The following is a 24,360-nucleotide window of genomic DNA, read 5'->3' as shown; positions in this document are numbered from 1 at the left end:
GGTCATCGTTGGTGTCCTTCTTCGAGTCGGATGTGAGAGTTCACTCGAAGGATCACCCGGTGGCCGTCGCCTACTTCGGCAGCGACACGCTCACCGGGATCCGTACACCACTCTGCCGGACGTCACTGAGTGAGACTCGTTGTGGACGCCCAACCGTGAGTAGACACGAGAGAGGAGACATTGGTCCGAAAGCATCTTGCGTACGTCACCGAGACAGCACCACCAACCACGGTCGACGCGCCAGCGCGTCTGATCCGGACCGTCGACTCGATCGCTCTCGACGCTGGTATCAACCCTTGACACCTCCGATTGCACGCCCCTGACTCACCCGGCACCGTCATGCCGCCAACGTGCCCTGCGGCCACTCGGTCCGCACTGACGGAGAACAGCATTGGACGAGATCGAGCGCATGGAATGGCTTCCGGACGGGAGCATGCGGATGTTCCGCACGGACGGCACGTTCATTGACGTTCCGAAGCGAGTTCTGCGTGGCGCCGCGCCCAGCGTTGAACCGCCGGGGGCTCCAAGGACACCTAAGAAATCCAGCCGCACAGACAACTCACACCTCGGCCCAGCGTTCGTGCCCGTCGAGAGCTTCGAGCGGCTGCCCAATGGCGGTGTGCGCATGATCCACGTCGACGGGACATCCACCGACGTCTCCGCGACCATCGTGCGCATCGTGGAGACTGGGCGTGGTTCTGCCTAGCAGCGACTGACCGGAGCGCCGTCACCGAAACTGTCGCCGCCGTACGACAAGATTGCTCCATGCTGCCCGGGGACAACGCTGATCTGCGCAAGGCCCGCGGAGCCTTCTTCACCCCTGAGCCCATCGCCAAGTTCATCACTCGATGGGCTGTCAGAGACAGTGCCGACGCCGTCATCGAGCCGTCCTGCGGCGAAGCCGTTTTCCTGCATCAGCTCGAACAAGGTCACAGCGGCAGGGTCGTCGGGGTCGAGATCCATCCAGCCTCATCCTCCGAAGCCGAACGAACACTGAACCAAGCCGGCATCGGCGCCGTGGTCAAGAACCTCGACTTCTTCCTCATGGAGGAGTTCGGCAGCTACGACGCAGCCGTAGGCAATCCTCCGTACGTCCGCTACCAGGGATGGACCGGAGAGGCCCGAACCTACTCCCGCGCAGCCGCACTGCGTGCAGGTGTGAATCTCACCAACCTGGCGTCGTCATGGGCCGCCTTCACTGTGCACTCTGCGCTACACCTTAAGGACGGCGGCCGTATCGGGCTTGTCCTCCCGGCCGAACTGCTCACCGTCAACTACGCCGCCCCCGTGCGCCGCTTCCTGCTCGACCACTTCTCCTCGGTCACGCTGGTCCTCTTCGAACAGCGCGTCTTTCCGGGAGTCGAGGTCGAAGCAGTCCTCCTTCTCGCAGATGGTTACGACAGTGCCGGAGTCAAGGGCAGCGACCACATGGCCGTCCATCAACTGCGAGACGCTTCGGACCTCGACAACCTCCAGGTGCCTCGTCATTGGCGGCCTCCCAGCAAGGGCGCAAAGTGGTCCGCGGGGATGCTGAGCCGCGATGGCCTAGCCGCATATAGCGCGGCGACCTCCCACAAGGGCTTCACACACCTGGAGCAGTGGGGCGACACCACGCTCGGCATGGTGACCGGTAACAACAAGTTCTTCAGCCTGTCCCCAGCGAAGGTTGCCGAGCTACGACTCCGGCCCTCTGACGTGATCAAGTTGTCACCTCCGGGATCGCGCCATCTCCGCGGTCTTTCGCTCTCGCAGGAGCGCTTGAACCAACTCGGGGCTGAGGGCCAAGCGACGTTCCTGTTTCGCCCATCAAGAAAGCCCTCAGCGGCTGCATTGCGGTACATCCAGTCCGGCGAGAACCTCGATGTTCACGAGGCATACAAGTGCCGGGTCCGGAGCACTTGGTGGCAGGTCCCCTATCTCCGGCCGGCAGACCTGCTACTGACGTACATGAACGCTGACACCCCGCGCCTCACCACCAACAGAGCTGGCGCCCACCACCTCAACTCCGTGCATGGCGTCTATCTCCATGAGCGCACACGCAAGGTAGGCATGGATCTGCTTCCGCTCGCGTCGCTCAACTCCGTGACGCTGCTCGGTGCCGAGACCGTCGGTCGTGCCTATGGCGGCGGCATGTTGAAGATCGAGCCGCGCGAGGCAGACCAGTTGCCGGTCCCCTCCGCTGCATTGGTGGAGAAGCACGCTGACGCACTCCGAAGCATCCGACCGAAGGTCTCCGCTGCTCTGCGCTCGGGGCGTCTGCTGGACGCAGTCGCACTCGTTGACGAGATTGTGCTGACCCGAGGGCTGAGGATGAGCGCCAAGTCCATCAAAGCGATCCGATCGGACCACGCCGACCTCACGGCGCGCCGGGTGGCGCGCGGGAAGGGCGAGTAGATGGTCAGCATGCAGACCCGCGCCTGGCCGCTCTTCGACGAGATCGTGAAGAGCGCTCCTCAACGTGCGTTGAACCCGTGGGACGAAGGCACCTATCGTCCCGACTTCGACACGCTGTGCCTGCTTCTGGCGGTTCCGTTGCATCTGGGAGCGAACACTCAGTCCCGCGTACCAGCGCTGGCCCTCGACGTCTGGGTCGCCTACGAGCTTCGACGAGCAGGACTGGACCCGGACGCGGTGTGGCCGCGAGAAGAAGCACCCCGCGTGATCGACACCGAGATCCTCCGGATGGTGCGCGCACTCAAGCCTCAGGCGCTCAGCAAGCAGATCCTCGACAAGTTGAAGAAGGGCACCGGCGTGGGTGGTGTAGCCGGTGCCAACGCGAACATGCTCGGCAAGAACTACTTCAAGCAGGTCGACGTGGTGATGACGTCGTGGAAGACCGGCCCCGAACTGATGATCTCGACCAAGCGCATGGACTCCTCGTTCGGGAAGAACATGCAGAACCGTGTCGAAGAGTCCTACGGCGACGCCAAGAACCTGAGCCTGCGGCATCCGCTCTCCTCGATCGGCTTCTTCTACGCGCTTCGGTCCACGGCATACGACGAGGCGAAGACTCAGTACCTCTGGCTGGTCGACATGCTCACCAAGCTGGGCCGCGAAGAAGATGCCTACGACGCCTGCTGCCTCGTCATGCCCCAATGGGCCGGAGCGGCCCCGGCTGACGATGGTTCTGATACCGAGGACGAGAGCACGGACGAGGTCGAAGACGTCGAAGCCGAGGAGCCCGTCGAGGACATCGAGGCGGTCATCGCCTCCATGCCGACCGTCACCCTGCGACACGAACTTGTGCCCGAGGAGCTGTCCGCCTCGCGCTTCTTCAAGGTCATGGTTGACGGAGTGCTCGACCGAAGCCCCATCAGCCAACACAAGCAGGCCCGACATCTGCGGTCGCCCCAAGACCCCGCATTCACCTAGCCGGAGTGCGAAGCACCCAACGCGAAGAGGTTGACCGCATGGCCGATTACGAACTGTCGCATCCCGTCTACCTAGACGTACCGATGATGCTGAGCTTCCTGGCAGCGCTTGAGGGTGGCGTTGCCGTCGTACACGACACGACCGAGACGTCGAGCGAGACCTCAGCTCGACGAGCAGCGGCGACCGCGGGACTTCGGGCGAGGCTGTTTACTGTCGCGTCAACGGATCTAAAGGCGGACGGCAGTTTGGAGAGCACCGAGACCACAGGATCCACATCCCAGGTTCAGAGACAGCACACTGCTGAGAGCCTGTTCAACGCGCTCATCGCAACGCTGCGAGAGGACGGCCAACTCCGCAAGGTAGGGGACGAAGACGACCTGAACAGCCTTGCAGGCGGCGCGATCGTTGAGTTCGAGGGAACGTTCCGAGGAAATCCACTCGAGGACATCATCGCGTTCTTCGCGATGCTATTGCCCTACGTTGAGGCTGAGAAGCCCAACCCGAAGTCGGGGAACCCCGCCCAACGAGCTGCTGCCGAGAAGGCGGTGGGCGGTGCGGCACTCGGCCAGGACGTCATTCGGATGTTCCATCTCATGGCGAGCGACATCGCCGCCAGCCCCGTCCGCGACCTATTGTTCCGGACCCCGGGCGGCGTTCCAATCGTCGTAACCGCCGCGACGGAGTTCTACGGCCCGGCAACGGTCGAGTACCTGCGCGAAGGTACGTTCCGCGTGATCGGCAAGGTGACCAGGGTTCTAGGGCCGGACGGTTCCATCAACTTGGCTCGACGCACTGTGCTCGGACTCGCGAACCCTGACGTCTCCAGCGGAATGGTTGAGGCAGCGCGTGAGCTAGACGGCGTGAGCCTCGACATCGCCGACGCACTTGTGTCCGGGCCAGCACTACAGCTCCTCCCACTGGCTATCTACATCTGAGACGGAGGAACTCTGCGGCCGACTGGTCCGTCGAGTTCGGCAGCAAACGTCACGGCACCGCTTCCACCGGGACCCTTACTAGGGCGACCTTGGCGAAGCCCAACCGATTCATATCCCGAGCGGTCTGCATCAGGGTCAGTCGACTGAAGAACGGAAGCCATTCGACTCCGGTCGCCTTCGAGTTCGCGATCACTGCATATGTCACGTTGAGTTTGTCGCGATCGACTTCTTCGGTGCTTGGCGGAACGATGTCGAACCAAGCAGCCTCCTTGCCCTCGCCCACCGCCTTGGTGATAGCTGCCCGCACCTGATCGCGGAGAACGCCGTCGACCAGTGCCTCTGCCGACACGTGCCCCTGAGCGAAGAGGTGGCTCAACGTGGACGAACGCGACTTCCTCTTCACATGCACCAACGACCCGTCCCTGCTTAGGAGATCGCAGAACTCGATCTTCGTGTTGGCGCCGTCGGCCGTCACGAGCTTCGCGTCGAGGAGGGCAAGGTCCGCACATGCGGCAACGGCGCGCTTGTTGTACGCGCCCTCGGTCTCCCCGGGCCGCCCTGGCGGCAGGAGCACAGTTGCTGCAGGAATGGCCTGAACGATCGTGTCGACCTGCTTGACGAGGGTGTCTGCGATCTCGAACCATCGGCCCTCAACAAGCGCGAAGAGCTTGCCTTCCATGCGCTGCTCGGAGACAAGGCAGTGATAGACGCTCCAACGAGCAACGGGGTCTGCACTGCTGAGGAACTTGACGGAGACCTTACGACTCTTCAGGAGCTCGATAGTGAGGTTCGCTGCGTCGCACGCCTTCTCTGCGAGGTACTCGTCCAGGTCAAGCTCGTCGAAAGTCCGCTGTCTCTTGGTCGGCACGATGACGAAGCTCTCGATGTCCTCCCAGTCCAGGTTCTCGGGCATCGCCATGTGGGTGGTGCTGGTGTCGCTCAGCCGCAGTTGATCGACAAGCTGGCTGTCGAGCTTCGAGACCAACGACGGGTCCTTCACCTCCGCGAGGTGGTCCACCCAGCCGAACGTCGCCTGATACTTGGTTGCTTGGAAGTGTCCGTATAGGTCTCGCAGAACCCGTGGGAGGTCATCTACAGGCTTGTCGACGCCGAGGACGAGGGCGTCGGCCCCGCTAAGCGACTTGTAACCGCTGGCCGTTGGGGCGATACCCGTGACCGCTCGCAGGATGTCTCGGATGATGTCTACACCGAAAGTCGGGAGCTCGGTCGTTCGGCTCGTCTGCGTGTTGGTGGACACCACCATCTCGTCAAACTTCTTGGTGTCAAGACTGCGGATCTGGCGCTCGTCGATCAGGTTGAGAGCCACCTTGAGGCCGAACCGGCGCTCGATCTTGGCTTGGTCGAGGAAGGTGCGGCCGTACCCGAAAGTCAACGCGAACGTGTTGCCGTCGACCTTGAGGAATAGCAGTCCTGACGACGATGCCGACTGCACGTCCTGGACTCCGCCGTCAACAACTGGCTCTACGTACTTCGCCCAGCTGGGGGTCCTCGGGAATGACTTCTTGGAGTAGAAGCGACCAGTCAGGCCGGACGCCTTCTTCAGCTCCCTAACCTCCAGCTCCTTGACGACATCTTCAGCGAGCGCATCATCGAAGTCGCCGACGTCGCGCAGCAGGAAGATCGTGAGTCGCTGGATCGCCATGTGCCCTCCTTGGCCCGGTAGAAGGACGCTAGCCGGGGCGGTGCCCCCAGCGAAACCGATTGCAAAGAATCGGGACCTGGGACCGTTCGATCACTGGTTCAGGTGCGACGCCCATGTGCTCTCAAAGCGTCGGGCGTCGTTACTGGCAGCTCGCACACCATGCCGCGACAGAGATACGCGGCAGGTCGATCTTCGACGGGGCCGCGCTGGCTCAACAGCGGGATCTCGTCGGTCGGGCTGTCACTGACCACGACAGTTGACCCCGGCAGTGCTCGCGCGGTTGCGACGAGCGCGTCCCGTTCTGGTGACGGCGACCCGACGACTGCGACCTCGCACTCGTCCTGCATCCGCTGCGCGGCGACAAGTGCCCAACCAGCGAATCGAGGAGCTTGACCAGCAACCGCGGACAACACGGCAAGGGCTTCCTCGGCTGCAGTGCGATAGCGCCCCTCCCCCGTGATCGCAGCGAACGTCAGGAGCGCGTTCACCATCGCAGACTGGCCGCTTGGGGTCGCATTGTCGGTGAACTCTCTCGGCCGAGCCACCAATAGTTCTGCGTCGTCAGCGGTGTCGTAGAAGCCGCCGTCGTCGGCTCGGAAGCGATCGAGTGCGGCGTCGAGCAGATCGCGAGCAGCGGCAAGCCACTGAGGATCAGCGGTTGCGCATAGAAGGTCAAGGTAGCCCGCGGCAACACACGCGTAGTCCTCAAGAACGCCTTCGATCGGTGAGACACGGCCTTCACGCGAGACCCGCCGCAGACGTCCCGGCTCAACGGTGTGAAGGGACCGCAGGAGCTCGGCGTTCTCTATGGCGGCGCTCAAGTACTTCTCGTTCCCCAGCGCGAACCAGCCGTCGACCAAGGCACTGATGGCCAACCCGTTCCAGGCCGCGACGACCTTGTCGTCGCGCGCCGGAGGCGTACGCAGCGCCCGAGCCTCAAACAAGCGGGCCCGCACCTCCTCGAAGCGGCGCTCCTCGCCCTTGGGGATGCCGTGACGCAACTGCAAAGTGGACGCTCCGCGCTCAAAGGTGCCCTCGGGCGTGACAGCGAACAGTTCAGCCGCCCACTTGCCACGTTCAACACCCAGCGCCTCGACCAACTGCTCCGGCGTCCAGACGTAGAACCGGCCCTCAACACCCTCGGTGTCGGCATCGAGCGACGCAGCAAAGCCGCCCTGAGGCGTCCTCAACTCACGCAGCATGAAGTCCAAGGTCTCCCGAGCGGTAGGAGAGTGAGACTCGTTGTGGACGCCCAACCGTGAGTAGACGCGGGAAAGGAGACATTGGTCCGAAAGCATCTTCTCGAAGTGCGGCACCGCCCAGCCGCGGTCGACGCTGTAGCGGGCGAACCCGCCGCCGATCTGGTCGTAGAGCCCGCCACGCGCCATCGCCGCCACCGTGCGGTCGAGCATGTGCCGCACCCGCGAGTCGGTCGCCGGAACCGCCGAGTCGGTCGTTAGAACCGTCGAGTCAGTCGTGGGAACCATCGAGTCGGTCGTTGCGGCAGCGAGCCGGCGTAGGAACTCCAGCACCATCGTGGGCGGGAACTTCGGCGCTCCCCCGAAGCCGCCGGCCATCGGATCGAACTCGGCGGCGAGCCTCTCCACTACCGCCGGTACGTCGAGCGGCGCCGCCGCCGGCGCCGCGGTGGCCGTCTGCAGGTGCCGCCGTACGTTCTCCGCGACGCCGCGGATCTCCTCGGGCCGGTCCCGCCAGGCCTCGGCGATCGCCTGCAGCACCTGGGTGAAGGCCGGCTGACCGTGGCGCGGCCGGTCCGGGAAGTAGGTGCCGGCGAAGAACGGGTTGCCGTCGTGGTCGAGCACCACCGTCATCGGCCAGCCGCCCTGCCCGGTCATGGCGGTGGTGGCGGCCATGTAGACGGCGTCGACGTCAGGCCGCTCCTCCCGGTCGACCTTGATGCTCACGAAATGCTCGTTGAGGTACGCCGCCGTGGCGGGGTCCTCGAAGGACTCGTGTGCCATCACGTGGCACCAGTGGCAGGCGGCGTAGCCCACGCTCAGGAGGATCGGCACATCACGCCGCTTGGCCTCCTCGAAAGCATCGGAGCCCCACTCCCACCAATCCACCGGATTCTGAGCGTGCTGGAGCAGGTACGGGCTCGTTGCGGCGGCGAGACGGTTCACGCGATCCATCATGTCTCAGGCGGTGTGAGCGGCTCTTCGAGCGGCCATGTGATGCAAACTCGCGCCCGATCGTGATGCAAACTCAGACCTGCCACTGACCACCAGTGATGTTCGCATCAAACTCGGCGACTTTGCATCACCGTGAGCGTGCCCTACCACTGACAGACAGTGACACGGCACGGTCGTTGGCGCACGTGACCTTCGCCGGAGTCGCCGCGCGTCAATCGCGGCTACTAGACGATTCCTGCAGGGCCGGTGTCTGGCCAGACTCGGTCCAGGCGCTCGGGTCGTCGCTCTCATTTCGGCTGCCCACGCTGGTCGTGTGGCTCTCATTTGGCCTGCGTGACCCGGGCGTCGCCAGGGCCAGGAGAGGCTCAAGAGGGGTTTGCCCAGCTCGAAGCAGCGTTGCCCTCCCGGCTCGACAACCAGCACTGGTTCGAGCATCGGGGAACCGACAGATCAACCGGGTCCTGCACACCATGGCCCGCGTCCAGCTCCGCAACCCCACCGAGGGCCGGGCTTACTACGAGCGCAAACGAGCCGACGGCAAAGCACCCATGGAAGCCATGCGCTGCGTCAAGCGCCGACTGTCCGACATCGTCTACCGACAGATGCTCAACGATGCTGTGCGCACCGCGGTGAGGACGAGCCCGGGAGGGCAACAGGGCAACGACTCTGACTCCAGCGCGGCCGGCTCACAGCCCCACACCAACTCTTCGGACAAGCCACTTCCCGGACCCGCCACAACGAAGCCTACGGCGGCGCTACCGGCCCAGCTCAGCCCGAAGTCGAGGCGGCCAGCGGTCGAGCAACTCGTCTGATTCACCGGCGTAGGCACCAAAGTCCTCGACGAAAGAGACGGCGACTGCGTTGACCACGTCTTCGTCGCCCTCGCGAAGGCAGCGGTCGACGAAGGCCAGCAGCTGATCGGTCGTGTCCAGTCGACCGTCGGCAAAGGTGACAATCGTCAGCCGGAGCAGGTCGCTCATGAGTGGATGCAGCAGCAGTTCATCTTCGTTGTCGGCGAAGTGTTCGGTCACTGAGCCGCGAGCCTCCGGGACCGCAGCGCGGAGTTCACCAACGAAGTCGTTCCGCTCGATCACGACAACCAGCATTCCGTAGAAAGTCACCGTCGGACGAACCTTGACACAGAGGGGAGTCAGCATCGGGCAGCGGTAGCCGTTGCCACGGGAGTCTCCGGTTGGTTCGTCCGGCAACAAGTACGGAAGATGAAGCGCCGGACAGACCTCCAGCAGGCGATCGCCGAGTCTCCTCCGCCCTACATCTGGGGACTCCGCGACCGCCCCTCGGTGATGCCGGCCGTTCACCTTCGCCACCGCCGACCCGGCCCACGACGTGACGAGAGCGGTCAGACGGCCGCCTCGAGCGCGGCGTACTCCTCGTCGGTGAGCTCGATGGCGGCAGCGGCGAGGTTGTCCTCGAGATGCGCCACGCTCGACGTCCCCGGGATCGGCAGCATCACCGGCGAGCGCTTGAGCAGCCAGGCCAGCGCCAGCTGGGACGGCGCCGCTCCCTTCGCCTGAGCGATGGCGGTCAGCGGGCCGTCCGGACTGGCGAGGGCGCCGGTGGCCAGCGGGAACCACGGGATGAAGCCCACGCCGTGCTCCTCCGACCAGCTCAGCAGGTCCTCCGCGGAGCGATTGGCGAGGTTGTACAGGTTCTGCACCGTCGCGATGGTGGCGACCTCGGAGGCGGCCTCGACCTCGTCGACGCTGACCTCCGAGAGGCCGATGTGGCGGATCTTGCCCTCGTCCTGGAGCTTCTTCAGCTCACCCACCTGGTCCTCCAACGCGACCTCGGGGTCGATGCGGTGCAACTGGAAGAGCCCGATCTGTCCCACCCCGAGGTTGCGCAGGCTCAGCTCGGCCTGCTGGCGCAGGTACGCCGGCCGGCCGACCGGGGTCCACACGCCGGGACCCTGCCGCGTCAGGCCGGCCTTCGTCGCGATCACCAGGTCGTCGGCATACGGGTGGAGTGCCTCCTTGATGAGCTGCTCGGCCACGACCGGACCGTAGGAGTCGGCGGTGTCGATGAAGTTCACACCGAGCTCGACCGCGCGCCGCAGCACCCGCACCGCCTCGTCGGGATCCTCGGGATCGCCCCACACACCCGGCCCGGGCAGCTGCATGGAGCCGAAGCCGAGCCGGTTGATGGTCAGGTCGCCGATCGTGAACGTACCGCTGAGGGCAGCAGGGCTCTGAGTCATGTGAGGTCAACCGGGCCGGCCGTCCGGACATTCCGGCGTGGCCGATGCTCCACGGACCGCCGCCGATCGCGTTGCTAGTGTCGCGGCGATGGAATCGGGAGCCGCCACGCAGGTACCGGTGGTCGTCCTCACCGGCTATCTCGGAGCCGGGAAGACCACGCTGCTCAACCATCTCCTGCGCCAGCCCGGAGCGCGGGTCGGGGTGGTGATCAACGACTTCGGTGACGTCAACGTCGATGCCGGCCTGGTGAGCGGGCAGGTCGGCGATCCGGCCTCGATCACCGGCGGCTGCCTGTGCTGCATCGAGGACACCAGCGGGCTCGACGACGCGCTGGCGCGGCTGAGCCGTCCGCGGCTCCGGCTCGACGTCATCGTGGTGGAGGCCAGCGGCCTGGCCGAGCCGGGGACACTCGCCTCGCTGGTGCGGCTCAGCGACGTACGGCGAGTGCGGCTCGGCGGGGTCGTCGACGTGGTCGACGCGGCGGAGTACTTCCACACCCTCGACGACGGGTCGGGCCAACCACCGGTGCGGTTCGACGCGGCCACGCTGGTGGTGATCAACAAGGTCGACCGACTGCCGGCGTCGCGGCGCGCCCCGGGCCTGGCCCGGCTGGAGCAGCGGGTCCGTGAACGCAACCCCTCCGTCCACCTGGTGCACGCCGTCGGCGCCCGGATCGACCCAACGCTCATCTACGACGCCGCGTCCATCGAGGACCCGCCCGACCAGCTGCCGATCGGTGCCCTGCTGCGCGAGCATCGCGCCGGCGATGGCCCCCACCACGACCATCGACACGCCGCCTCGGTCACGGTGTCGGCCGATGGCCCGATCGAGCCCGCCGACCTGGTCACGCTGTTCGAGGACCCGCCGGCCACGGCGTACCGGATCAAGGGCGTGGTGAGGATCGCGACCGACGGCGGCACGCACGCCTATGTCGTCAACATCGTCGGCCGTGCGGCCCACATCGCCCGGATCTCGCGGCCGACCGCGGAGCCGACGAGCGAGCTGGTGGCCATCGGCCTCGACCTGGACACCGTGGCGGTGGGCGAGCGACTGCGTCGCGCACTGCAGCCCACGGCCCGTCCCAGCGCCGACGGATTGCGTCGGCTGCAGCACTGGGTGCGCCTGAGCCGGTGACGGCGCACGTTCACCTCTCCCCGCACCGGGCCGTCTCGCACCCCTACCGCCGATCCGAGCTCACCGGAGGCTCTCTACAATTCGTGTAGTGACCCGCCGGACCGCATCTTCGCGCCGCCGCACCGCCCGCCGTCTCGCGGCGGCCGGTGTCGTGGCGGTGCTCGCCACCCTCGTCTCCGGCTGTGGCTCCTCGGGCGACGAGACCAGCGCGGCGAGCTCGTTGGCGTCGATCACGCAGTACCAGGACATGGGCAGCCAGCCGCTGGGACCGGCGACGGAGCAGATCTCCCAGGCGACAGAGTCCGGCACCTGGTCCTTCTCCGCCCCTACCGGGGGCAAGCTGACCTTGCTCTACTTCGGCTACACCAGCTGCCCCGACGTGTGCCCCACCACGATGGCGGACCTCGCCTCCGCACTGCGCAGCCTGCCCTCGGATCAGGCCGACCAGGTGTGGGTCCAGTTCGTCAGTACCGATCCGCACCGGGACACCGCCGCTCGGCTCACGCAGTGGATCCATCACTACTCCCCGACCTTCCACGCCGGGCGCGCGCCGATCGGGACGGTCATCAAGGCGGCGCGCAGCTACGGCATCGGCATCGCCAGGCCGAAGGTCACCCGGGGCGACTACCAGGTCACCCACGGTGCCGAACTGGTGGTCCTCGACCAGCAGGGCCGGATGGTCGGCTACTTCAAGGAGCTGGCGTCGCTGAAGACCTACACCGCCGCGATCCCGACCCTGATCAAGGACTACGCATGAGACTCCGGGTCCGTTCCCAGTGCGAGGTCCGGTCCGAGGCCCGACGCACGTCGCTCGCCCTCCTCGGGGCGGCGCTCGCCCTCGGCACGATGCTGGCCGGCTGCGGCGGCTCGGCCGGCTCCGCCGACCCGACCGACTCCACCCGGCCGACCGACTCGGCGTCGTCCGGGTCATCATCCGGGTCGTCGTACGCCACGGCTCAGGCGGGCCAGATCAGCCTCACCGATGGCTGGGTGGCCGCGGTCGACGCCGGCACGTCCACCGGTCAGCCCACCGACATGCCGAGCATGGACATGAGCGGTATGAGCGACACGGGTGACATGGGCGAGATGGACATGAGCACCGGCAGCGCGACCGTCGCCGGCGAGAGCGCCGCCTACGCCACCCTCACCAACACCGGCAGTACGGCGGACGCGATCATCGGCGTCTCCACGCCGGCCGCGACCAGCGCCACCCTGCACAACAACGTGACCAAGGGATCCTCCGGGACGATGGTCTCGGTCCACAGCATCCCGGTCCCGGCCGGGGGTGCCGTGACCCTGCAGCCGGGCGGCTACCACGTCATGCTGATGGGCCTGAAGCAGGACCTCTCGGTCGGTTCCACGATCGCGATGACCTGGCGGTTCCGCAGCGGTGCCCAGGTGACCACGTCATTCCCGGTGATCGACGTCGTCGACCGCCCCACCGAGGCCGAATAGCGACGACCATGACCGACCCCGCCGACGAACCGGAGCGCCCGCACCCCGAGCAGCCCGATCAGCCCGGCGAGCCCGATCAACCCGGCGAGCCCGCGGAGCGCCCGACCGGCGCGGCGCCGGGTGGACGGCAGATCGGACGTCGTGCCGTGCTGGGCTGGTCGGGCTCGGCCGGGGTCGCCGGCCTGGCCGCCGGGGCGGCGGGCGGATTCCTGCTGGGCCGCGCGAACGACGAGACCGCCGAGGACGGTGGCGGTTCGGCGTCCGCGTCGGGCACCGTGCGTCGGCGGATCGCGCCGGCCGACACCTACCGGGTCCCCAGCGATCTGCCGGCCGGGCTGGGGATGCGGATCCCGGCGTTCGGGACGGTGCTCGCCTTCGACCTGACGGCCGCCGTACGCCGCCATCCGGCGAAGGCCCGGGCGAGCGCCATCGCATTCCTCACCCGGCTCGCCGAGATCGCCGACCGGGCCGACACCGCCTCCTCGTTCCCGGCCGGCGACGACGCCGAGGAGCGAGTCGACCCGCGAACGACGGCTGCCGCCGCGCTCGACCTGCGACCGGCCAGCCTGCAGATCACCCCCGGCGTCGGGGCCTCGCTGCTCACCGCCTGCGACCTCGCGCACCGCCGTCCGGCCGCGTTCGTCGACCTCCCCGAGTTCGCCACCGACCGATTGGTGGACCGCCTGTGCGGCGGCGACCTGCTCGTCCAGGTCGGCGCGGAGGACCCGCTCAAGATGTCGGGGGCGGTCCAGGCGGTGCTCTCCTCCGTACGCAGCGACCTCGCCGACGCGGTCGAGCTGAGGTGGTCACGACCCGGCTTCCGGAACACCGCCGTCGCCTCCACCGATCCGGCGACCACCACCCGCAACCTGATGGGCCATCGCGACGGGACCAACAACCCCGAGCTCGGCAGCCCGCTGTGGCAGGCCACCGTGCAGGCCCGTGCGCCACACTGGATGAACGGCGGCAGCTACCTGGTCGCACGACAGATCCTGATCGAGCTCGATGGCTGGTTCGACCACTCCGAACAGGCCCGCGACCGAGTCATCGGACGCGACACCCTCACCGGCGCACCGCTCGGCCGACGCCGCGAGCACCAGGAGGTGGACCTCTCCGCACGGTCCTCCGACGGGTCGCTGGTGATCCCGGCGGATGCGCACATCCGACTGGCCAGCGCCCAGAACACCGGTGGTGCGCGGATCTACCGCCGCAGCTGGAACTTCGACGACGGCTACCGGGACGGCGAGCGCCATGCCGGCCTGATGTTCCTGGCCTGGCAGTCCGACATCCGGCTGGGCTTCCTGCCGATCCAGCGGGCACTCGCACGCCACGGCGATGCGCTGAACCGGTTCACCACCCACGTCGGCAGTGCGGTGTTCGCCGTACCGGCACGCGGTGCGGACTCCTACGTCGGCCAGCGGCTGCTGGAGGGGTCGTGACCGACGCGCAGCCGCGGCGGCGGCACGGCGCGCTGCGCGACGAGGTGCTCGGCATCCTGCTCCATGCCGATGAGCCGCTGACCGCCCGCCGTCTCACCGATGCACTCGCGGGTCCCGGTGGTCCGGGCAGTCCCGGCGGTCCTAGCGGTCCCGGGCCGGCGTTGACCACCGTCCTGACGGTGCTCGACCGCCTGCACCGCGCCGGCGAGGTGACCAAGGCGCGCGCGGAGACCGGCGAGCTCGTCTTCGAGATCGCACCGCAGCCTCCGGACGCGGTCGCCCACGACATGCTGGCGGCGCTGCTGCGCAGCGGTGACCGGACCGGAGCCCTGCTCAGCTTCGCCGGCAACCTCAACGCCGAGGATCGCGCGGTGCTGCGCCATCTGGTGTACCGGGACGGCGCCGGCCGCGGTGGTCCATCCGAGGACACCGGCGGCAGCTCGTGACCGGCCCGCCGATCACGATCGGCCTGACGGCGCTTCTGGTCGCGATGGCGCTGATGGTCGGGGCTCCCTCGCTGCTGCTGCGTCGGCACTGGACGGCGCGCTTCCCGCGGATCGCACTGACCGCCTGGCTGATCGCGCTGCTCAGCGGCGCGCTGGCCATCCTGGTCGGCCTGGGCTGCGCGATCGCCGCGGTCTCGGCGCTCTCCGCCCCGCGCTATCGGGCGCTCACGCTCGACCATGCCCTGAGCGGTGTCGGCGTCACCCTGGCCGCCTTCGTGCTGACCTCGATCGCCGGGGCCGCCGGCTGCGCGGTGCTCTACCGCGGCGTGGTCGGCATGACGCTGCGACACCGGCTGCGGACGGCTCTGGTCCCCGTCGGCCGCCGTACGACGCCGGTGCTGGTCGACAGCCCGCAGGCCGGCGCGGTCAGCCTCCCCGGCCGCCGGCCGGTCATCCTGGTCTCCGCACGTCTCCAGCACGAGCTCAGTCCCGACGAGCTCGAGGCGGTGGTCGAGCACGAGCGCGGCCACCTGCGACAGCATCATCACCTGATCCGACAGATCGCGGATCTGCAGTACCACTGCCTGCCGGGGCTGCCGTGCGCCCGCGCGCTGGAGCGGTCGGTGCCGTTGCTCATCGAGCTGGCCGCCGACGATCACGCCGCCCAGCGCTGCGGCCCCGGCACCGTCGCCACCGCGCTGCGCACCCTCGCCCGGACCAACGACGACCCGGCGATGACGCTGCGTGCCGAGCGACTGGAACGTCGGCTCAGCCCGCGGGGTTGACCGCGGTGAGGATCCACACCGCGCCCGGGAAGCGGAGCACGCCGTCGACCAGATGGCCGCGCAGCTCCTCGCGGATCTCGTCCAACAGGTCGCTCCATCCGGTCGCGCCGAGCTGCGGCTCGAGGATCCGGCGGGCGTCCTGTCCGGAGGTGATGGAGAGCAGCGTCGCGAGCCGGTTCTCGACCCCGTCGGTGCCGTCCCGGCCGTAGTCGCACACGAAGTCCAACCGCCGGACCTCGACCTCGGCCCAGCCGGCGCCGTCCAACACCTCGCGCAGTCGTTCGATGCGGCCGAAGGCGGTCGGCCCCGGCCCCTCGGGGTCGGGCACCGCGAGCGGCGGGTCGACCCGGCCGATCAGGATGTCGCTGCCGAGGCTGAACATCGGGTTCTCGGCGCGCGTGCGCCAGCAGGCGAAGGCCAGACGCCCACCCGGAGCCGCGGCGCGGCGGATGTTCCCGAAGGCAGCGACGGGGTCGTCGAAGAACATCACCCCGAACCGGGAGACGATCGCGTCGAACGGACCGCCCAGTCCGGTCACGTCGGCGGTCTGGGCGTCGGCCACCACCACCCGCGCCGAGCCCACCCGGCGCCGGGCGGCCTCGGCCATCACCGGCGAGATGTCCAGGCCGACGGGCGTCGCACCGGCCTCGACGGCGGCGGCCAGCAGGGTGCCGGTACCACAGCCCACGTCGAGCACTCGTTCCCCGGCGCCGATCCTGGCGGTGGCGAGCAACGCCTCGGTCACCGGGGTGAAGACGGCGTCGAAGACCGCCTCGTGCTCGACCCAGCCGCCGGCACCGGTCACCCATCTGGATTGTTCGTCCGTCATCTCACCCACCCCACCGCAAGGCTCTGCCGAGGTTCACCCTAGTGCCGCGGCGTCGACGTGGGTGGAACGGTTGGCGTCCACCCACGTCAACGACGCGACGTCAGCCCGCCTCGGCCACGCCGCTGCCGAAGAGAGCGCGTCGCTGCCGACGAGACTCAGGGGTGTGGTGCGGTCGAGACCGACCGCGCCGTCCGGCGTCTCCGAGGCGCAGGTGCGACCACGGGGCTCCAGCGTCATCGTCGGCCTCAACGGCCTCCGGCTGCTCCGCGAGAGCGTCTGGCCCGGCGCGGCGAAGCACGGTCCCGACCCCCACGCAGCCCCGCCTGCCGAGCAATGTGTCGCAGACGTTTCCGACCGGTGTCGTTGACATGGCGAAGCCCGAAGGGCACTACCGAGCGCGAGATCCACGCTCAGCACGGCGTTCTGGTCGCGTCGTACCGAGCTGGCACCTAACAGGTTGTCAACCACCGTCCGGCGAAAGGAGCCAGTCTGTCGATTGTGGCGGTCCCCGGCGAAAAGCACGATGACCTCAGGCGCCGATTCGGGAACAGGTGCTCACCCCCACGTCACGGGAGCCACCCGCTCACCCTCAGGAGACCCGCATGACCCGCCATCGCCCCACTCGACGTCGTTCCTCCCGCCTCGTCCTCCTCGCCGCCGCGGCGGCCGTCTCACTCGCCCTCGGTGCCTGCTCGAGCGGCTCCAGCTCGGACGCCTCCGACAGCGGGGCGACCACCCAGGTGAACTACCAGCTCAGCTGGCTCAAGATCACCCAGTTCGGCGGCTTCTTCGCCGGCGACAAGGAGGGCTTCTACGGCGACGAGGGCATCACGCCCACCTTCACCGCCGGCGGGTCGAACATCCTGGCCTGGCAGCAGGTCACCGGCGGCAAGGCCCTGCTCGGCGACGAGGACAACACCCTCCTGCTGCAGGCCATCGCCAAGGGCGAGGACCTGGTGGCCATCGGCGCGGTCTTCCAGAAGTCCCCGATGGCGATCATCAGCCGGGCCGACGACCCGATCACCTCGGTGGACGACCTCGAGGGCAAGACGATCGCCTACCCGGACAACGGCGTCGACCAGCTCAAGTCCGCACTCAAGGCCGACGGCGTCGACGTCTCCACGATCGACTTCGTGCCGGCCGGGACGGACCCGACCCAGCTGGTCACCAAGCAGGTCGACGGCTACGGCGGCTACTCGACCTCACAAGGCGCCTCGCTCGCCCTGCAGGGCGTCGACGTGGACTACCTCTACCTCGACGACATCGGGGTGCCGAGCTACGGCAACGTCATCATGACGACCCGGGAGAACCTCGACCAGCACCGCGACGAGATCGAGCGGTTCATGAAGGCCACCGTCGAGGGCTACGAGTGGATGAACGCCCATCCCGCCGACGCCGCCAAGCTGGTGGTCGACGACGTCAACCCCACCGGTGGCCTCGACCTCAAGACCGAGACCGAGACCGCCAAGATCCAGGCCGACCTGATCGAGTCCCCCACCGGCGTACTGCGGATCACCGTGGCCAAGATGCAGAAGGTGATCAACTCGCTGGTCGCCTCCGGGACGCTCAGCAAGAAGCTGAGCGCCGCCGACCTCGTCGACACCTCGGTGCTCGACGACGTGTACGGCAAGAAGACCTCGCTGCTGAGCAAGTAGGAGATCGCCATCGCAGCTGGACCCGCCCCGCCTGCGCGCGATGCGGCGCTCCCCCGCCCGCGTGCAGGCGGTCCACCCGCCACCCTCCGCTGCCACTCCCCCTTCGGACCACAGAACGGGTTCTCCATGATCATCGACGCCTACAACAACATCTGGGAAGCCTCCGGCAACTCCGACTACCTCACCGCAGAGTCCTTCACCCCGGACCGCATGATCGCGCACCTGGACGAGGCGGGCGTCGACATCGCGGTCGGCTGCTCGCTCGGTCAGAGCATCGACAATCCCTACATCGCCTCCGTGGTCGAGACCTACCCCGATCGGATCATCGGTTTCGGGCAGGTCAACCCGCGCCAACCCGGAGCGGTCGAGGAGCTGCGTGCCTGTGCCCGGCTCGGGCTGAAGGGGATCAAGCTCCATCCCACGCTGCACGGCTACCACTTCGCCGACCACGGCATGCTCGACCCGATCTTCGCCGCGGCGGGCGAGGAGGGACTGGTGATCCTGGTCAACGCCCTCGACGATCCCTGGTGCGCCCCGCTCGCGATCGAGGAGATCTCCCGGGGATTCCCGCAGACGCCGGTGCTGATCGCGCACATGGGCACCGTCTGGAACGTCACCGAGGCGCTCATCGTGGCCGAGCGTCATGACCACATCTACCTGGAGACCTCCAGCACCCAGCTGCTGGAGGTGCAGATGGCCTACCGACGCGTGGGCCCGGAGAAGATCGTGATGGGGACCGACTGGCCCGGCAGCCACTTCGTGCTCGAGCGGGCGAAGATCGCCCGCGCGATCCCGAACGACGCCGACCGCGCCCTGGTCGAGGGCGACAACCTGGCTCGCATCCTGCGGCTGGCGGCGTCATGAGTGCCGCCTCGGTCGACGCACCCGCCACCCTGAGCCTGCGCGGCATCACCAAGACGTTCGCCACCAAGCGCGGCCCGCACCAGGTCCTGGCCGACATCGACCTGACCATCCCGGAGGGCGGCTTCGCGACGGTCCTCGGCCCGTCCGGATGCGGGAAGTCGACGCTCCTTCGGATCGTCGCCGACGTCCTCCCGGCCAGCGGGGGCGAGGTCGACCTCTTCGGCCGGACCGCACACCAGGCCCGTGGCAACGGCGAGTTCGGGTTCGTCTTCCAGGACCCGGTGCTGCTGCCCTGGCGCTCGGCCCGGACGAACGTCGAGCTGGCGCTGCAGGCCCACGGCATCGCCAAGAAGGAGCGCCAGGAGCGCGCGATGGACATGCTCGCGCTGGTCGGTCTGGACGGCTTCGAGCACCACCAGCCGGCGAAGCTCTCCGGTGGGATGGCCCGACGGGTGGCGATCGCCCGCGCGCTGGTCGGCCAGCCTCGCGTGCTCTTCCTCGACGAGCCGTTCAACGGCCTGGACGAGTTCCGCCGCCGTCAGCTCAACGCCGAGCTACAGCGCATCTGGCAGGCCACCGGCACCACCGCGATCCTGGTCACCCATGATGTCTCGGAGGCGGTCTTCCTCTCCGACGTCGTCTTCGTGATGGGCCGCAATCCCGGCCGGATCATCGCGACCCGGCCGATCGACCTGCCCCGACCCCGCACGATGGAGCGGATGCTCGATCCCGAGTTCGTCGCCCACCAGCGCGAGCTCACCGAGCTGCTGAGCACGGCGTACGGCTCCGAGGACCAGGAATGAGGACCCTCACCCGATGGAGCGTGCCGGCGGTCTTCTACGTCGCGCTGGTCGCGGTCTGGCAGCTCGCCGGCAGGTCCGACGACCCCGGCTCGGTGCTGATCCCGCCATCGGTCATCCTGGACACCATCCGCGAGCGTCGGGACGCGTTGCTCCTGGTCACCCGGACCACCCTGGTGGAGGCCGGTCTCGGGTTCCTGATCGGCGTCGCCGCCGCCCTGCTGCTGGCGGTCGTGATCGACCGGTTCCGCCTCGTCGGTGAGGGCGTCTATCGCCTCGCGCTGATGCTGTACGCCGTCCCGGTGATCGCCGTGGCCGCGCCACTGGCGGCCTGGCTGGGCCTGGGCAGCGCCAGCAAGATCGCGGTTGCCGCGCTGGCGTCGTACTTCCCCGTCCTGGTCAACCTCACCGGCGCGCTGCGCACCCAGGATCCCCGCATCGACGAGCTCGGTCGAGTGCTGGCGCTGGGCTACTGGCGTCGGCTGTGGTCACTGCGCGCGCCGGCCGCCCTGCCCGCACTGCTCTCCTCGTTCACCATCGCCGGGCCAGCGGCGTTCCTCGGCGCGATCATCGCCGAATGGATGGGCGCCGAGATCGGGCTCGGGGTGCTGCTGTTGCAGGCGATGTTCAACTTCAACGTCCCGCTGCTGTGGACCGTGCTGCTGGTCACCACGCTGCTCAACGGCCTCATCGTCGTCGGCTTCCAGCTCCTCGCCCGGCTCTGTGTCCCGTGGCATGCCTCCGGAAGGAGCGCCCGATGAGCCTGACCCGCGCGGTCCGGTCCGCGACCCCGCAAGACCCACCGTCCGCGGCCCGTCGTGGCGTGCCCGCCGGCGTGCCGGGGGCGACCCTGCGCAACGTCGTCGCCCTCGTCGTGGTGCTCGTCGTCCTGATCGGCTGGCAGCTGGCGACCACCGTCACCGGCACGTCGGTCACGGTCCTGCCCAGCCCGACCCAGATCCTCGGTCAGGCCGACTGGTCGGCGATCGCCAGCGCGGCGGCGCACACGTTGCTGGCCACCGTGCTGGGCTTCGTCATCGGCAACCTGGTCGGGCTCGCCCTGGCCATCGTCATCACCGCCTCCAGGGCGATCTCGGACATCGTCTATCCGCTCGCGGTGGTGATCCGATCGGTCCCGGTGGTGGCGCTGGCGCCGTTCATCATCCTGGTCTTCGGCCGCGGCTCGTCGGCGGCGACCGCCGTCGCCGCCCTCATCGTCTTCTTCCCGACCCTGGTCAACGTCGTCCTCGGCCTGCGCTCGGTGCCGGCGGAGGTGCACGAGCTGACGGCGGTGATCAACGCCTCGACGGTCTTCGAGTACACCCGGATCCGGATCCCGTTCGCGCTGCCCGCCTTCGTCAGCGCGTTGAAGATCTCCGCCCCCAACGCGGTGCTCGGGGTGATGACCGCCGAGTGGGTGCTCGGCGGCAACGGCCTGGGCCGGCTCGTCGTCCAGTCCTGGCTCGGCCTCGAGGTGCCCACCATGTGGGGCGGGGTGATCGTCTCCGCCCTGGTCGCCTGGCTGCTCTTCTCCGCGATCGGCCTCGCCGAGCGCACCCTGCTGACCTGGGCGGTGCGGACGTGAGCCGGGGCGAGACCACGAGCGAGAGCCGGAGGCTGCTGCGAGCGGCGGTGGTCCTGCCCGGGGCCGAGCAGCCCGCACTCGTCGACGGTGCGGTCCTGGTCGGCGAAGGTCGCATCCTGGCGCTCGGGCGGTACGCCGACCTGCGCACCGAATCCGCCACCGTGACCGACGCCGGGGAGGTGCTCATCCCCGGGCTGGTCGACGCGCACTCCCATCTGCGCGGCCTGCCGCTCTCGGCCCAGGGCATCGCCTCGGCGCCGCTCGAGCAGTGGCTCTGCTCGCTGACCACCTGCACCGCGCTCGATCCGGGCGACGAGGCCTTCCTCGGCGCCACCGACCTGCTGCTGGGCGGGGTCACCGGGGTCCAGGCGATGGTGCACGCCGCCGGCGACGCGAGCGAGCTCGGTGCCGTCGCGGCCGCGGTCGAGGACAGCGTACGGCGAGCCGGCATCCGCGCCCTGCTGACACTCGGCTACACCGACCGTGCCGAGTACGCGCCCGAGCCGACCGGTGGAGCCTGGAGGCTCGCCCCCGCCGCCGAGCACCGACTCGATCCCGACGGCTACCGCGCTCTCGCCGGCGGACTCGGCTCGAACACCCCGGACGGACCCGTCGACGGACTCGTCGAGTGGGGTGTCGGCCCGGTGGCACCGCAGTGGGCCAGCGAGGCGGCACTCGCCGCGATCGCCCGGGCGGCCGACTCGCGCCGGGTCCACCTCCACCTCCACGAGAGCCGCGCGCAGCGGCACTGGATCGGTGGCGAGGACACCGCTCTGGACCGGCTCGATGCCCATGGTCTGCTCACCGAGCGACTCTCCGCCGCGCACGCCGTCGACCTCACCGATGCGGAGATCGACCGACTCGCCGCCGCCGGTGTCGGGCTGGTCCACTGTCCGGTCTCCAACCACGCGCTTCGCGTCGGCACCGCCCGGGTCGCCCAGTGGCTGCGTGGCGGGATCCGGCCCGCGCTCGGCCTGGACAGCCACGGCGACGACCCGTTCGTCGCCATGCGCTCCGCGTGGAGCGCGGCCGAGGCGCTCGGCGATCCGCTGACCGGGCCGCAGGTGTTCGCGATGGCGACCAGCGGGGCGGCACGGGCGATGGGCGTCGCCGGCGGCGTGCTGCGCCCCGGGGCCCCGGCCGACCTGACCTCGCTCGACCTGGGCTCGCTCCCTCCGGGTGCGGGCGAGGGGACGGTCGACCTCCTGGTGGAGCAGGCGTCGCGGGCGCGGGTCTCCTCGGTCTGGGTCGCCGGCCGGCGAGTGGTCCGGGACGGGCGCGCGGCGGCCGACACCGCCGCCGTCCGCGCGCGCCTGCTGAGGGCCGTCGACGCGGACGAGGCCGACCGTACCGCCCGGCAGCGCGCCCTGGCGCCGGCGTTGCAGGCGATCGCCTCTCTCCCGGCCGGAGGTCCGCGATGATCACCGCACAGCTGTGGTCCGAGGGTCTCGCCCGGCTCGGCGAGGGCCCCCGGCTGCTCCCGGCCGCCGGGTCGCTCGAGCCGCCGGGGTCGCACCAGTCGGCGGCGCTGCATTGGGTCGATCTGCTCTCCGGGACCGTCCACACCCGCGGCCATGCCGGTGACAGTGCCGTCGTGGCCAGCTATCCGGGCGAGACCGTCAGCGCGCTGATCCCACTCGGCGACGGCACCCTCGCGGTGGCGCTGCGGCGCCGGCTCGCCATCGCCGACCGGCGCGGGGACGTGCTGACCACGCTCGACCCGCGGCTCGCCCCCGGGCTGCGGTTCTCCGACGGCACCGCCGGCCCGAGCGGGCACCTGTGGCTCGGCACGGTGCCCGACCCGGATCAGACCGCCGGCGCCCTCGGCGGCCTGCTGCGCATCGGGCCGGACGGCGTCCACACGGCTCGGGACGGGGTGGGATTCGCCAACGGCGTCGGCTTCAGCGCCGACGGCAGCTGGCTGTTCCACGTCGACTCGGTGGCCCGGACGATCGAGCGGATCGCGCACGACCCGACCACCGGGGAGCTCGGCGAGTCCCGGCTCCTGTTCCGTCTGCCCACCGGCCCGGCGGAGCTCGACGGGCTGGCCGTCGACGAGTACGACCGGCTGTGGGTGGCGGTCTTTGGCGGCGGACAGGTGCTCTGCATCCCGACCGACGGCGCCCGCGCCGGCGAGGTGGTCGACCACGTCGCCGTACCCGCCCGCCGGGTCACCAGCTGCGCGTTCGCCGGGTCCACCCTCCACATCACGACCGCCCGCGTCGACGCCTCCGTCGACGAACTCTCCCTCGAGCCTCTGGCCGGCTCCGTCTTCGCTGCCTCCTGTGGCTGCGCGGGCGGGCCGACCTGGGAAGGAAAGCCGCTGCTATGACCATCGACCAGCATCCCGGGCCCCAGCTCCGGACCCGTTCGGGCCGGCCCCTACCCCAGGGATCGGGCATGGGCGGCGGCATCGTCGCCGGCGCCTTCGCCCAGGCGAGCGCGATGAGGCCGACGCTCTACGGCGAACGCTGGGCTGTTGTGGCCGGCCACCCGCTGGTGACCGAGGTCGGAGCCACGGTGCTGGCCGGTGGCGGGAACGCGATCGACGCCGGTGTCGCCGCCGGATTCGCCTCGAACGTCGTCCAGGTCGACATGTGCAACCTCGGCGGGATCGCGCCGATCCTGGTGCGTGCCGCCGGCTCCGCCCAGGTGCACTCGATCGCCGGCGTCGGCGTGTGGGGCGAGGCCGCAGACCTGGCACGGATCCGCGACCGGTACGACGGCCGGCTTCCCCTCGGCGGGGTGCCCTGCATCGTTCCCGGGGCGGTCTCCGGCTGGCTCACCGCGCTTCGCGACTTCGGCACGATGGGACTCCCCGAGATCCTCACCGCGGCGATCGAGTACGCCGAGCGCGGCTTCCTCCTCGATCCCGCGACCGCGTCCCACTTCGAGACGATGTCCGACTCGCTGCGCCGGTGGGAGTCCTCGGCCCAGGTCTACCTGCACCGGGGCCGGGCGCCGCGGCCGGGACAGCGCCTGCGCCAGCCCGCGCTCGCCCGCACGCTGCGCCGGCTCGCGGAGGC

23 protein-coding genes are annotated in these 24,360 nt (G+C 68.9%); 18 read left to right on the top strand and 5 right to left on the bottom strand.

Annotation, left to right across the window (positions count from 1 at the left end):
* Nucleotides 1-391: 391 nt before the first annotated feature.
* Genes QM638_RS12245 through QM638_RS12230 form a run of 4 tightly spaced genes read left to right on the top strand, consistent with a single transcriptional unit; the run spans nucleotide 392 to nucleotide 4,307 of the window.
* Entirely contained in the window at nucleotides 392-706 is a 315-nt protein-coding gene (locus tag QM638_RS12245) for a hypothetical protein (protein WP_415142258.1), read from the top strand.
* A gap of 59 nt (nucleotides 707-765) precedes the next feature.
* On the top strand, nucleotides 766-2,394 hold the full coding sequence (locus QM638_RS12240; protein ID WP_415142257.1) for an N-6 DNA methylase: 1,629 nt from the start codon (nucleotides 766-768) through the stop codon (nucleotides 2,392-2,394).
* Nucleotides 2,395-3,372 (top strand): hypothetical protein, encoded by a 978-nt coding sequence (locus QM638_RS12235; protein WP_415142256.1) that lies wholly within the window; start codon nucleotides 2,395-2,397, stop codon nucleotides 3,370-3,372.
* A 38-nt stretch (nucleotides 3,373-3,410) separates the two neighbouring features.
* Entirely contained in the window at nucleotides 3,411-4,307 is an 897-nt protein-coding gene (locus QM638_RS12230; RefSeq protein WP_415142255.1) for a hypothetical protein, read from the top strand.
* Nucleotides 4,308-4,356: 49 nt separating this feature from the next.
* Here QM638_RS12230 and QM638_RS12225 read toward each other — a convergent pair whose 3' ends face one another.
* From QM638_RS12225 to QM638_RS12210, 4 genes are all read right to left on the bottom strand, one after another.
* Nucleotides 4,357-5,970 carry a DUF6119 family protein gene (locus QM638_RS12225; RefSeq protein WP_415142254.1) on the bottom strand — a complete coding sequence of 538 codons (1,614 nt, stop codon included), beginning with the start codon at nucleotides 5,968-5,970 and terminating at the stop codon, nucleotides 4,357-4,359.
* A gap of 98 nt (nucleotides 5,971-6,068) precedes the next feature.
* On the bottom strand, nucleotides 6,069-8,114 hold the full coding sequence (locus QM638_RS12220) for a thioredoxin domain-containing protein (protein ID WP_415142253.1): 2,046 nt from the start codon (nucleotides 8,112-8,114) through the stop codon (nucleotides 6,069-6,071).
* A 764-nt stretch (nucleotides 8,115-8,878) separates the two neighbouring features.
* Nucleotides 8,879-9,280, bottom strand: a complete 402-nt coding sequence (locus QM638_RS12215; protein ID WP_415142252.1) for a hypothetical protein — start codon at nucleotides 9,278-9,280, stop codon at nucleotides 8,879-8,881.
* 203 nt (nucleotides 9,281-9,483) lie between these two features.
* The gene (locus tag QM638_RS12210) at nucleotides 9,484-10,341 is read right to left on the bottom strand and encodes an aldo/keto reductase (RefSeq protein WP_415142251.1); all 858 of its coding nucleotides are present in this window, start codon (nucleotides 10,339-10,341) and stop codon (nucleotides 9,484-9,486) included.
* 88 nt (nucleotides 10,342-10,429) lie between these two features.
* On the opposite strand from QM638_RS12210, the gene QM638_RS12205 reads away from it, so the two are divergent.
* The 6 genes from QM638_RS12205 (at nucleotide 10,430) to QM638_RS12180 (ending at nucleotide 15,601) form a co-directional block, all read left to right on the top strand.
* Nucleotides 10,430-11,476, top strand: coding sequence for a CobW family GTP-binding protein (locus QM638_RS12205; protein WP_415142250.1), 1,047 nt, complete (start codon nucleotides 10,430-10,432; stop codon nucleotides 11,474-11,476).
* 88 nt (nucleotides 11,477-11,564) lie between these two features.
* Complete coding sequence (locus QM638_RS12200; RefSeq protein WP_415142249.1) at nucleotides 11,565-12,233, top strand: SCO family protein; 669 nt, start codon at nucleotides 11,565-11,567, stop codon at nucleotides 12,231-12,233.
* Nucleotides 12,230-12,931, top strand: coding sequence for a copper chaperone PCu(A)C (locus QM638_RS12195; protein WP_415142248.1), 702 nt, complete (start codon nucleotides 12,230-12,232; stop codon nucleotides 12,929-12,931). The genes QM638_RS12200 and QM638_RS12195 overlap by 4 nt, the downstream gene beginning before the upstream one ends.
* A gap of 8 nt (nucleotides 12,932-12,939) precedes the next feature.
* On the top strand, nucleotides 12,940-14,370 hold the full coding sequence (locus tag QM638_RS12190) for a Dyp-type peroxidase (RefSeq protein WP_415142247.1): 1,431 nt from the start codon (nucleotides 12,940-12,942) through the stop codon (nucleotides 14,368-14,370).
* Nucleotides 14,367-14,816 (top strand): hypothetical protein, encoded by a 450-nt coding sequence (locus tag QM638_RS12185; RefSeq protein WP_415142246.1) that lies wholly within the window; start codon nucleotides 14,367-14,369, stop codon nucleotides 14,814-14,816. The genes QM638_RS12190 and QM638_RS12185 overlap by 4 nt, the downstream gene beginning before the upstream one ends.
* The gene (locus QM638_RS12180) at nucleotides 14,813-15,601 is read left to right on the top strand and encodes a M56 family metallopeptidase (protein ID WP_415142245.1); all 789 of its coding nucleotides are present in this window, start codon (nucleotides 14,813-14,815) and stop codon (nucleotides 15,599-15,601) included. The genes QM638_RS12185 and QM638_RS12180 overlap by 4 nt, the downstream gene beginning before the upstream one ends.
* Here QM638_RS12180 and QM638_RS12175 read toward each other — a convergent pair.
* Nucleotides 15,585-16,430: a class I SAM-dependent methyltransferase gene (locus QM638_RS12175; protein ID WP_415142244.1), complete on the bottom strand. Its 846-nt coding sequence runs from the start codon at nucleotides 16,428-16,430 to the stop codon at nucleotides 15,585-15,587. The two genes, QM638_RS12180 and QM638_RS12175, sit on opposite strands and share 17 nt — an antisense overlap.
* A gap of 602 nt (nucleotides 16,431-17,032) precedes the next feature.
* Here QM638_RS12175 and QM638_RS12170 point away from each other — a divergent pair.
* The 8 genes from QM638_RS12170 to QM638_RS12135 form a co-directional block, all read left to right on the top strand.
* On the top strand, nucleotides 17,033-18,085 hold the full coding sequence (locus tag QM638_RS12170; protein WP_415142243.1) for an ABC transporter substrate-binding protein: 1,053 nt from the start codon (nucleotides 17,033-17,035) through the stop codon (nucleotides 18,083-18,085).
* Nucleotides 18,086-18,211: 126 nt separating this feature from the next.
* Complete coding sequence (locus QM638_RS12165) at nucleotides 18,212-18,949, top strand: amidohydrolase family protein (protein WP_415142241.1); 738 nt, start codon at nucleotides 18,212-18,214, stop codon at nucleotides 18,947-18,949.
* Nucleotides 18,946-19,752, top strand: a complete 807-nt coding sequence (locus QM638_RS12160) for an ABC transporter ATP-binding protein (RefSeq protein WP_415142240.1) — start codon at nucleotides 18,946-18,948, stop codon at nucleotides 19,750-19,752. The genes QM638_RS12165 and QM638_RS12160 overlap by 4 nt, the downstream gene beginning before the upstream one ends.
* Nucleotides 19,749-20,510, top strand: a complete 762-nt coding sequence (locus QM638_RS12155) for an ABC transporter permease (protein ID WP_415142239.1) — start codon at nucleotides 19,749-19,751, stop codon at nucleotides 20,508-20,510. Before QM638_RS12160 ends, QM638_RS12155 begins: the two co-directional genes overlap by 4 nt.
* Nucleotides 20,507-21,334 (top strand): ABC transporter permease, encoded by an 828-nt coding sequence (locus tag QM638_RS12150; RefSeq protein ID WP_415142238.1) that lies wholly within the window; start codon nucleotides 20,507-20,509, stop codon nucleotides 21,332-21,334. Before QM638_RS12155 ends, QM638_RS12150 begins: the two co-directional genes overlap by 4 nt.
* Nucleotides 21,331-22,755 (top strand): amidohydrolase family protein, encoded by a 1,425-nt coding sequence (locus QM638_RS12145; RefSeq protein ID WP_415142237.1) that lies wholly within the window; start codon nucleotides 21,331-21,333, stop codon nucleotides 22,753-22,755. The genes QM638_RS12150 and QM638_RS12145 overlap by 4 nt, the downstream gene beginning before the upstream one ends.
* Complete coding sequence (locus tag QM638_RS12140) at nucleotides 22,752-23,666, top strand: SMP-30/gluconolactonase/LRE family protein (protein WP_415142236.1); 915 nt, start codon at nucleotides 22,752-22,754, stop codon at nucleotides 23,664-23,666. The genes QM638_RS12145 and QM638_RS12140 overlap by 4 nt, the downstream gene beginning before the upstream one ends.
* Nucleotides 23,663-24,360, top strand: a 698-nt coding sequence (locus tag QM638_RS12135) for a gamma-glutamyltransferase (protein ID WP_415142235.1), incomplete at its 3' end; no start/stop codon positions are given. The genes QM638_RS12140 and QM638_RS12135, both read left to right, overlap by 4 nt.

Source organism: Nocardioides sp., from assembly GCF_047606145.1.
Classification (GTDB): Bacteria; Actinomycetota; Actinomycetes; order Propionibacteriales; family Nocardioidaceae; genus Nocardioides.
The sequence above is the reverse complement of the archived record's forward strand: the minus strand, read 5'-3'. Positions and strand labels throughout refer to the sequence as shown.

What these genes read in the sequence shown, in the direction of transcription:
- QM638_RS12240 (WP_415142257.1), top strand. Translation starts at nt 766, where the DNA reads ATGCTGCCCGGGGACAACGCTGATCTGCGCAAGGCCCGCGGAGCCTTC.
- QM638_RS12235 (WP_415142256.1), top strand. Translation starts at nt 2,395, where the DNA reads ATGGTCAGCATGCAGACCCGCGCCTGGCCGCTCTTCGACGAGATCGTG.
- QM638_RS12230 (WP_415142255.1), top strand. Translation starts at nt 3,411, where the DNA reads ATGGCCGATTACGAACTGTCGCATCCCGTCTACCTAGACGTACCGATG.
- QM638_RS12225 (WP_415142254.1), bottom strand. Translation starts at nt 5,970, where the DNA reads ATGGCGATCCAGCGACTCACGATCTTCCTGCTGCGCGACGTCGGCGAC.
- QM638_RS12215 (WP_415142252.1), bottom strand. Translation starts at nt 9,280, where the DNA reads ATGCTGACTCCCCTCTGTGTCAAGGTTCGTCCGACGGTGACTTTCTAC.
- QM638_RS12210 (WP_415142251.1), bottom strand. Translation starts at nt 10,341, where the DNA reads ATGACTCAGAGCCCTGCTGCCCTCAGCGGTACGTTCACGATCGGCGAC.
- QM638_RS12205 (WP_415142250.1), top strand. Translation starts at nt 10,430, where the DNA reads ATGGAATCGGGAGCCGCCACGCAGGTACCGGTGGTCGTCCTCACCGGC.
- QM638_RS12195 (WP_415142248.1), top strand. Translation starts at nt 12,230, where the DNA reads ATGAGACTCCGGGTCCGTTCCCAGTGCGAGGTCCGGTCCGAGGCCCGA.
- QM638_RS12190 (WP_415142247.1), top strand. Translation starts at nt 12,940, where the DNA reads ATGACCGACCCCGCCGACGAACCGGAGCGCCCGCACCCCGAGCAGCCC.
- QM638_RS12175 (WP_415142244.1), bottom strand. Translation starts at nt 16,430, where the DNA reads ATGACGGACGAACAATCCAGATGGGTGACCGGTGCCGGCGGCTGGGTC.
- QM638_RS12170 (WP_415142243.1), top strand. Translation starts at nt 17,033, where the DNA reads ATGACCCGCCATCGCCCCACTCGACGTCGTTCCTCCCGCCTCGTCCTC.
- QM638_RS12165 (WP_415142241.1), top strand. Translation starts at nt 18,212, where the DNA reads ATGATCATCGACGCCTACAACAACATCTGGGAAGCCTCCGGCAACTCC.
- QM638_RS12160 (WP_415142240.1), top strand. Translation starts at nt 18,946, where the DNA reads ATGAGTGCCGCCTCGGTCGACGCACCCGCCACCCTGAGCCTGCGCGGC.
- QM638_RS12155 (WP_415142239.1), top strand. Translation starts at nt 19,749, where the DNA reads ATGAGGACCCTCACCCGATGGAGCGTGCCGGCGGTCTTCTACGTCGCG.
- QM638_RS12150 (WP_415142238.1), top strand. Translation starts at nt 20,507, where the DNA reads ATGAGCCTGACCCGCGCGGTCCGGTCCGCGACCCCGCAAGACCCACCG.
- QM638_RS12140 (WP_415142236.1), top strand. Translation starts at nt 22,752, where the DNA reads ATGATCACCGCACAGCTGTGGTCCGAGGGTCTCGCCCGGCTCGGCGAG.